The organism is Corynebacterium callunae (assembly GCF_046592015.1).
In the GTDB taxonomy this organism is placed as follows: domain Bacteria; phylum Actinomycetota; class Actinomycetes; order Mycobacteriales; family Mycobacteriaceae; genus Corynebacterium; species Corynebacterium callunae_A.
The window spans coordinates 77291-87022 of sequence record NZ_JAWVOB010000007.1 but is presented as its reverse complement, the minus strand read 5'-3'; the positions used below and the strand labels follow the sequence as shown (position 1 = coordinate 87022).

5 protein-coding genes are annotated in these 9732 nt (G+C 48.7%); 4 read left to right on the top strand and 1 reads right to left on the bottom strand.

Features of this window, described 5'->3' with window-relative positions; genetic code table 11:
* Nucleotides 1-289: 289 nt before the first annotated feature.
* On the bottom strand, nucleotides 290-1327 hold the full coding sequence (gene adhP, locus SFC07_RS09135) for an alcohol dehydrogenase AdhP (RefSeq protein WP_211439474.1): 1038 nt from the start codon (nucleotides 1325-1327) through the stop codon (nucleotides 290-292).
* A 528-nt stretch (nucleotides 1328-1855) separates the two neighbouring features.
* Here adhP and SFC07_RS09130 point away from each other — a divergent pair.
* From SFC07_RS09130 to SFC07_RS09115, 4 genes are all read left to right on the top strand, one after another.
* Nucleotides 1856-3421, top strand: a complete 1566-nt coding sequence (locus SFC07_RS09130; protein WP_411207934.1) for an N-6 DNA methylase — start codon at nucleotides 1856-1858, stop codon at nucleotides 3419-3421.
* Nucleotides 3421-4593 carry a restriction endonuclease subunit S gene (locus SFC07_RS09125; protein WP_411207933.1) on the top strand — a complete coding sequence of 391 codons (1173 nt, stop codon included), beginning with the start codon at nucleotides 3421-3423 and terminating at the stop codon, nucleotides 4591-4593. The genes SFC07_RS09130 and SFC07_RS09125 overlap by 1 nt, the downstream gene beginning before the upstream one ends.
* Nucleotides 4594-5391 (top strand): restriction endonuclease, encoded by a 798-nt coding sequence (locus SFC07_RS09120; RefSeq protein WP_411207932.1) that lies wholly within the window; start codon nucleotides 4594-4596, stop codon nucleotides 5389-5391.
* 716 nt (nucleotides 5392-6107) lie between these two features.
* Nucleotides 6108-9686 carry a DEAD/DEAH box helicase family protein gene (locus SFC07_RS09115; protein WP_411207931.1) on the top strand — a complete coding sequence of 1193 codons (3579 nt, stop codon included), beginning with the start codon at nucleotides 6108-6110 and terminating at the stop codon, nucleotides 9684-9686.
* The last annotated feature ends 46 nt before the right edge of the window (nucleotides 9687-9732 follow it).

Genomic DNA, 9732 nt, shown 5'->3' with positions numbered 1-9732 from the left:
TGTCGTACATTCCTGTTCGAATCCGGTCACACTCCCCCATCACCGCACCAACTTCAAACAAAGGTTCATGCCTTAAGCAGCAAAAAGCCACGCCCCTCCTTTAACTGGCTATGAACCAGCTATATATAAGGAGAAGCGTGACTTTTCAATGATGAGAACGACCAGAACGATGAGAATGTCGAGAACTACAAAAGCGACGAAAGCTCAGCCAAAGTTCGTCACATTTTCAGCCAAACCGCTCTGAAGCAACCGCCTCAAAGTAGCTTCAGAGCAGTTTCAACACAATCCGTTAGAAACGAATCGCCACACGACCATCGATCTTGCCGTTTCGCATGCGGTCAAGCACACCATTGACCTCATCGAGGGAGCACTCACTCACGGTTGGCTTGATTAGTCCGCGTGCAAAGAAATCGAGCGCTTCGGCCAGGTCTTGGCGGGTTCCCACGAGGGATCCACGGATGGTCAGGCCCTTGAATACGATGTTGAACACGGATGCTGGGAACTCTCCCGGTGGCAGACCGTTGAACACAATTGTTCCTGCACGTCGAGCCATATCCAGTGCCTGGCCGAATGCTGCCTCGTGAACTGCAGTCACAAGCACGCCGTGTGCGCCACCGTTGGTGTACTTCTGTACAGCTTCGCCTGGATCTTCATTGCGAGCATTCACGGTAAATTCCGCACCGTGCTTACGGGCAAGTTCCAGCTTGTCATCGGCAATATCTACTGCAATGACACGCATGCCCATCGCCGCTGCGTATTGGACTGCGATGTGGCCAAGTCCGCCGACACCGGAGATCACCATGAATTGGCCCGGGCGGGTTTCAGAGACTTTGAGTGCCTTGTAGACAGTCACGCCTGCACACAGAATTGGTGCTGCTTCGAGGTAGTCCACGCCGTCTGGGATGCGAGCGGCGTAACGGGTATCCACCAGCATGTACTGGCCGAAGGATCCATTTTGGGTGTAGCCACCATACTCAGCTTCGTTGCACTGAGTTTCCCTGCCGGTGATGCAGTATTCGCAGGTGCCACACGCTGACCAGAGCCATGCATTGCCGACAATATCGCCGACCTTCACATCGTGTTCACCTGGTCCGAGCTCAACAACTTCACCTACACCTTCGTGTCCTGGTACGAATGGTGGTTCCGGCTTTACTGGCCAATCGCCCTCCAAGGCGTGGAGGTCGGTGTGGCAGATGCCGGAGGTGAGTACCTTCACCAATGCCTGGTTTGGTCCTGGCTTTGGAAGGTCAATATCCTTCACGGTCACCTCATGACCGAATTTTTCAACAACAGCAGCGGTAAATTCTTGGGGTGCAGCAGTGGTCATAAAACTCACTCCTTCTCGCTTGGATTACTTGGCAAACTGCTCTTCTGGCAAATGTAATTTCACACCAGTCAATGTGTGGTTCAAATTACAATCCTTGCAATTATGTGATTTACAACATTCAATTGCTGCCATCGTCCACCCTAGCGAAATCCCAATAAGGTGAAAATAAAAAGTTGATTTTTCACCCCCGATCCGCCAAAAACACCCTACCTTTCAGGAGTAAACCGAAAAGCAAACTACCCCCGTACGGGCGTTTCCAGCATTTAGATTCACAAAAATATTCCGAATTACCCCTAATGGGAATCTTTTTCATTTAAGGTATCGCAACGTTGAAAGGCAATTTAGTCTTCACACAATTCCCTTAAAAACATTAAAAATGCTTTTCGACGCCCCGTCCACCCATCTCCCGCTACCTCAGCGGGCGATCAAGGTTTCTTTCCCAATGCCACTCTTCTTGAAGTCGCTCCCCCGGAGGTTTGTTCGAATCAATGACAACCTCGTCGCTGGCAACCGATAGACTCAACAACCATGATTACAGGTTCTCTTCGCAGCCAGGTCGACCGAATTTGGGATGCCTTCTGGTCCGGCGGCATCTCCAACTCAATGACGGTTATTGAGCAATTCACATACTTACTCTTTCTTAAACAACTCGATGACCGTCAAGCGGCAGTTGATTTCCAACGCTCACTAGGCGTTGAAGCTGAAGATGTTATACCTGTAGAAAACCAAGATTTGCGCTGGCGCAACCTCATGCAGATTGCTGATGGTGCCGAACGCCGCGAAATCATCACAACTCAAGTCTTTCCGTTCCTCCGCGAAGGTCTTGGCAGTGATGGTTTTGCACGCCACATGCGCAACGCCACTTTCGGCATTGATAACGCGGCAACGCTACTAACGGTGATGGATCTAATTGATGCCCTAAAATTCCCCAACAAGGACATGGGTGGTGATCTCTACGAGTACATGCTGTCCAAACTTGCAGCATCTGGTACCAATGGACAGTTCCGAACCGTCAGCCACATCATTGATCTCATGGTTAATCTCATGCGCCCAAAGCCAACCGAAAAGGTTATTGACCCAGCATCTGGTACAGCTGGATTCCTCGTTGGAGCAGCGGAATGGACTAAGGAAAACCATGAAAAAGATCTTTTAGATCCCCGTGTCCGCGAAGCTTTTTACAACGATGGGCTAACTGGTTTCGACTTCGACTCCGTCATGGTTCGCATCGCGGCAATGAACATGTTCATGCACGGCTTTACCGACCCAAACATTTCCTACCAGGACTCACTTCAACAACTAGATCCTAAGCACATTGAGGCCTATGACGTTGTTCTAGCAAACCCACCTTTTGCTGGTTCGATTGACGCAACTTCCATGGATCCTGCACTTTCGGAGTTGTTTTCTTCCAAGAAGACAGAGCTTCTGTTCGTTGCACGTTTCCTACAGCTACTCAAGCCTGGTGGACGAGCAGCGGTCATTGTACCCGAAGGCGTTCTCTTTGGATCTTCGCGTGCCCACAAAGCCCTGCGCAAGCATCTAATTGATGATCAACGACTAGACGCAGTGATTAAGCTTCCATCCGGAACTTTTAAACCGTACTCCGGCGTTTCAACTGCAATTCTGTGCTTCACACGAACCGATCACGGCGAGACCGACAATGTGTGGTTCTACGAAGTCAAAGCTGATGGTTTCTCATTGGACGATAAGAGAACACCATTGCTAAATGCACATCTTCTTGGCCCCCGTCCTACCGATCGCGAACCAGATCCAGAGGTCATCGGTGATAAACCAGCTACTGTTCAGCTAACCCCTGAACAGCATGAGCGAAACAACCTGCCGGATGTGCTTGCTCGATGGAGTGATCGAAACACAACTGAGCTCGATCGTGCACGAATTGAGCAATCCTTTGCAGTTCCCGTAGATGAGATCCGCGAAGCAGAATATGACCTGTCGATGAATCGTTTTAAGGAAATCGTCTTTGAGTCTGAAGATATTCGTGCCCCATTGGATATCTTGGAAGAAATCCAAACCTTAGACATTCAAATCAAATCTAGTATTGACAACCTCGAACGGTTACTGCGAGGTGAAAAATAGTGTCAAAAGGATCTAAATGGCCAATGGTGAAACTCGGCGAATTTTATAGAAAAACATCTTCTATAAACCCTGCACGTGTCCCTCACGAGGAATTCACCCTCTACAGTATCCCTTCATTTGATGAAGGAGTCCCCGAACAAGTAATCGGATCTCAGATAAAATCTAGCAAAACCGCTCTGCAGGAAAATGACGTTCTACTGTCAAAGATCGTTCCTCACATTCGGCGAGCATGGATTGTTACTCACCATGACAATCAAGTGCTCGGAAGCTCGGAGTGGATCGTATTTCATCCAGATGAATGGCTAGATCCAAGCTTTCTTAAGCACTTTCTAGTTTCCGATTTTTTCCATGCACAGTTGATGAATACTGTAGCTGGAGTCGGAGGTTCTTTAAATCGTGCTCGCCCAGCGGCCGTTGCACACATCATGATCCCACTTCCTCCTCTCGAGGAACAGAAAAGAATTGCAAAAATTCTTGACCAAGTTTCTAAGTCCATCGAAGAGGTTAATTCACAACTTTCCAAGTTCGATGAGCTGATTCAGGCACACTTCCACCAGCAGTTCTCGGAAGAATTGATGATCACCGAACCCCTCGGCGATGTGGCAACGCTGATTGGTGGAAAAAGCATTGTAGATAAGCACCAAGAAACTAAGACCCCATATAAGGTACTAAAAATCAGTGCTGTCACTTCAGGTCAATTTAAGCCAGGTGAAAGTAAAAATCTTCCGGCTGATTATATTCCACCGTCCGAGCATCTCGTTCGCCCAGGTGATCTCCTCATTAGCCGTGCCAATACCGCTGAGCTTGTTGGTGCCACCGCCCTCGTTCCTGAAGATGTTGACACAAACTTAGCTCTTCCAGATAAAATTTGGCGATTTCATTGGAAGAACAAGGAATCGTCACCAGTCTTCTACCGGACGCTTCTTCAACTACCAGAGACGCGAGCAAAAATAAGTCGACTTTGTTCAGGCACTGGGGGGTCGATGAAGAACATCCCTAAAGCAAAGCTTCTGCAACTCGAAATTCCTAAAGTTGATCCTGAAACACAACAAGATTTTGAACAAATCGTTCAGAAAATTGAACACACTAAATCTCTTGTAAACAACAAAAAACTAAAACTAATTGAACTTCAAAAATCCCTCCAAACCCGTGCATTCCAAGGGCTTCTTTAAATGGCCATTTTCAAGTGGCATGAGTACATGTTGCCGGTTCTGAACGAACTCTCCCAAGATCAGACCGTGGTCCGCCGAGATTTGATCGAGTCCGTTGCAGAGGCAACTGTAATTACGGAAGAGGATCGAAAGCAGTTCATCAGCTCTGGTCAGCCCACTTATGTCAGCCGCATCAGCTGGGCGATCACGTATCTCCACAGGGCACAATGCTTGGATCGTCCACAGCGTGCCCACTACTCGATTAATGATTTGGGTAGGAAGCTTCAGGCGCGGTATCCGGAAGGTATTTCACAAAGTGACCTTGCTGAGTTCGCACAAAACCACGGGATACAGGACCCAAGTGGAGTTGCTCAAAGGGCGGTTGATGAAGAGGAGGGTGGCGTCGAAAAGCAAGAAGCCGAGCTGACGCCTACCGAGCAAATAGAAGCCGGCCTTGAGCGGCTGCACGCTGGGATTTCGGCGGATTTGTTGGAGCGATTGCGCAACAATGCGCCGGTGTTCTTTGAGCAGGCAGTTTTAGATTTGCTCATCGCGATGGGTTACGGTGGTACGTCTGGGAGTGCGACCCGCACGCAATTAAGTAACGATGGTGGCATTGATGGGGTCATTGACCAGGATGCGCTGGGTATTATTAGTCGTATTTATGTGCAGGCTAAGCGGTACTCGGCATCGAACAAGGTTGGTCGGCCAGAGGTTCAAGCATTTGTTGGCGCGCTTCATGGTGTTCAGGCAAATCAGGGCGTCTTTTTCACAACCGGTGCATTCACTGATGCGGCTGTTGCTTATGCCAATAGTTGAATGCGCGCGTGGTGCTCATTGATGGTGAAAGATTGGCTAAGTTGATGATTCGTTTTGGTGTTGGTGTTCAAGTCCAGCAGGTAGTCAAAATCGTGGAAGTTGATGAGGACTTTTTCGAATAATCAGGTGACTTGTTTGCTTCATTCATTCCGTGCGTAAAAGGGAAAAGTGCTCCCGACGAGTCCTATGGTTAGACTATTGAACTGTTGAACGCCATCACCACGCGGTGTAAAATTCGGCAATTAGTCCCCCGGTATCGACTTATTGGTTCAGCCAGTAAGTACCCGGGGGTTTTTCTATGTGCGTCTGTTGCCTTTTCATACCTGGGACGTCCTACTGATCACCTTACAAAAATGACCGCCCTGCCTACCGAAAATGAATATCCGGAGATCCCAGGGGCTTTTGTCAGCAGGGTGGAACCTTTTCAATTGGAAATGCTACCCAGCTTGCAGTGAAAAGTCGAGAGACTGCACATCAATAAAAATTGGTAGACCGATGGTCCATCATTGCTAATGAATAGCATCTCCAAAGCCAATATCGACAAACATTAACCGCACCTGCAGAATCTGAACTGCAGCCTCCAGGTCTGAAACACAGCCATTCCAATTTAAATAGGACTGAAGTTCGATTTCACACTTCTTACGTCCCAGGTACGGGCTATTATCAAATCTATTGCCCCACTTATTCCATCGACGCCTATTTCCTGGAGCTAAAACATGACCACACCTGCACCGAGTAACTTCAGTTTCATCGGAAAAGTGTGGCCGGCCCTCCTCAATGATTGTCTCCAAGCTGAACGCTCCGCGCTTTCTGATCCGAGGGTTGCAAGTTTCCGCGCCCGTCATGTGCTCGAGCGGATTGTGCGCCACATCTGGGAGTTCCGCAATCTAGGAAATGATGATGGTTCAGATCTTTTCGCCTTGTTGAAATCCCCTAGTTTCACCCGGATTGTCCCGAAGACACAGATCGATAAAATGCACGTCATCCGTCAGCGTGGCAATGACGCGGTCCATGGAGATAAACCTGTATCGCCACAATCTGCGGCAAACCTACTCATGCATCTTTTCGATGTCCTAAGTTGGGCCACCGCGCAGCACTCAGCTCACCCCGAAGCACGCCCTACGGTCCCCTTCGACCAGAAAATACTTGCTGCAGCTCCTAAACAACAGCAAATCAGCAGACTCCAACTCAATAAACTTGCCAAAGATCTTGAAGATAAAGAGCAAGATCTAAGAAAATCCGCATTGCTTCTCGACGCCGCCGAGCAGCAGCGCCTCGAGGTCGCAGAAAAGCCTGCTACCGAAAAGGCACGCTTCGAAAAGCTTCGTGCGCAAACAGAAGCTGAGCTGGCAGAAACAACTGAATCACTAAAAGCTGCACAAGCCAGAGCTGCTGAGATCGAAGCGGAACGCGATGCCGAAATTGCTCAGCTCCGCGCACAACTTCGCCAACAACAAGAATCTCAAGCCGGACAGGGCCTTCCACCAGCTTTGCCTCCAACGTTGAATGAGGCTCAAACACGAAAAGATCTTATTGATCCGATGCTTGAGCGTGCCGGTTTTGTCATTGGCCACAATGTCACTGTCGAGCACCCTGTTACCGGAATGCCAATATCAGCAGAAAACCACAGCGGTAAAGGCTTCGTAGATTATGTGCTGTGGGATGATGACGGCCTACCGCTAGCCCTTATCGAGGCTAAGAAGTCTAGTTCGCATCTTTCTGAAGGTGCGATTCAGGCATCACTTTATGCTGACCGCCTAGAAGCAAATTATGGCCGTCGACCAGTCATATTTACTACAAATGGCCATATCGTTCAGATCTCAGATGATGCAGCAAACTTGCCGGTCAGTGGCGCTGGCTATCCCACGCGACCAGTTGAGGGCTACCCAACTGTTGAACAACTACGCACAATTATCCACCGACGAACTCACCGCCGCGATCTCTCGACCATTGCCATTGATCCCGATATTGCGGGCCGCGATTATCAACAGCAAGTAATCCGGTATGTCACCGAAGCACTTCAAACCAAGCAAAAACGCAGCACACTGTTGGTAATGGCAACTGGCACGGGAAAAACTCGCGTGGCCATTGCGACATCCAAACTGCTCCGTGAGGCTGGGTGGGTTAAGAAGGTACTTTTCCTTGCCGATCGCACAGCGTTGGTCGACCAAGCCCATGAAAACTTCGTCCACCAGTATCCAGATTCGGCACCTGTAAATCTTCTTAATGATCCTGAGGGCGTCGGACAGATCTACGTATCTACTTATCAAACAATGATGAGCCTGATCAGTGATGACGGCACTACTCCAGCAAAGTTTAGCCCCTTTGACTTTGATTTAGTCATCGTCGATGAAGCCCACCGCTCAATTTATCACCGTTTCAGGCGCATTCTTGATTACTTCGATGCTTATGTTTTAGGGCTCACTGCTACCCCGAAAAATGATGTTCACCGTGACACTTACTTATTGTTCGGAATTGAAGATCAAGTCCCAACCGGCACATATACCCTTGAACAAGCAATTAAAGATAAGCATCTTGTTCCCTACAAAGTACTTACTCGCGATTCCCTATTCCTACGCAGCGGTGTGCGTTATGAAGAACTCAGCGAAGAAGATCAAGCCCGCTGGGATGCACTGGACTGGGGAGTAGATGACGCCGGCGATCCTCTTGCACCTCCAGATGGAGCTCACCCAGCAGAAATAAATTCCAGACTGTACAACCGCGATACCATCCGAAAAGTACTGTCCACTCTGGTTGAAAGAGGCATCAAAACCGACGGCGATCACCTGGGTAAAACAATCATTTTCGCCCGGACTCAACAGCATGCTGAATTGATCGGTGAGGAATGGAACCGCTACTTTGTGGATTCTGCTCCACAACCAGCCACGATCATCACTCACAGCACCAAATATGCTTCCGCAGCAATTAAAGAACTAAAGAATCCTCGCAGCGGCATGAATATCGCTGTCAGTGTTGACATGCTGGATACTGGCATTGATGTTCCGGAGATCGTCAACCTGGTGTTCTTCCGACCCGTTTACTCTGCGACTAAATTCTGGCAAATGATGGGTCGTGGTACTCGTCTGCGGCCAAATCTTTTTGCTGAAGGTATCCATAAGAAAGAGTTCTACGTTTTTGATTTCTGTGGCAACGCAGAAAACTTCCTCCACGGTGAACAGCCCGATACTTCTGCGGCTCCACAGGCATCTTTATCTGAGCGAATTTTCCTCAGTCGCGCTCAATTGTCTGTTCTACTTCCAGACAGTTCCTTTAGGTCTGAGCTACGGACTCAGCTTCATCAGCTGGTCAAACAAATCTCCCCGGGTCATATTTTGGTTCGCCCACAAGACAAATCTGTGCTCGAGCATTATCAACGTCCTGAATCCTGGACGTCTTTAAGCGCAGCTGATGTAGAAAGACTCAGCGAACACATTGCCGGACTGCCGATGGGAACCATGGCAGAAAAAGAATCTGCCAAACGCTTTGATCTGCTTATTTTGCAGTTGCAAGTAGGACTTTTCCAGGCAGATGAATCATGGGTCAAGAACCAGCAAAAAGTGGAAAAGATTGCTGTTGATCTTCTTGCCGTAGACAACATCAACGCAGTTACTAAAGCACATCAGACTCTTGATTACCTCACCAATCCTGAATGGTGGGAGTCTGTAACTGTCGAGGATTTGGAAGTAGTTCGAAAGAAAGTCCGCGGCCTGTTGGAGTATCTACCTCGAAACAAACGCAACACCGTCATTACCGATATTGAAGATGAGTTCGGCGACGTCGCTGAAGTGGAGCTTCCCCCATCCGTTGCCAATGCGTTTATCAATATCGACCGCGTCGAAGACGAACTCCGTAAAGTTCTTGAGCAACATTCCAGCTCCATCGCAATGCAAAAACTGCGCACTGCACGTCCCCTCACCGACACCGATGTTCAAGCATTGGAATCTATGATTGCCGATGCCGCATTAGAAGGCATCGATGAACTCCGCGAAACCATGGGTGGTGATTCCATCCCGGCCTTCATCCGTCGACTCGTTGGTTTAGATGAAGAAGCAGTACGAGAAGAGTTCGCCGACCTGATTAAGAACTCTACATTTAGCGCAAACCAAATCAGCTTCATCAAGAAAATCGAAGAAAGCCTAGTCAAGGTGGGACACCTAGAGTTCGCTGGACTTTTCCAGGAACCATTTACGGCCTATGGAAATGTCATCGACTTATTCAACGGCAACCAAGCGATCGTCCTCGATTTGAAAACACGCATTGAAAGGATCAACAACACCACTGGCGCTTCTGGATAGGACCTTTAGGATGGGGAAATCATCGATCGGATCAAAGCCGATATTC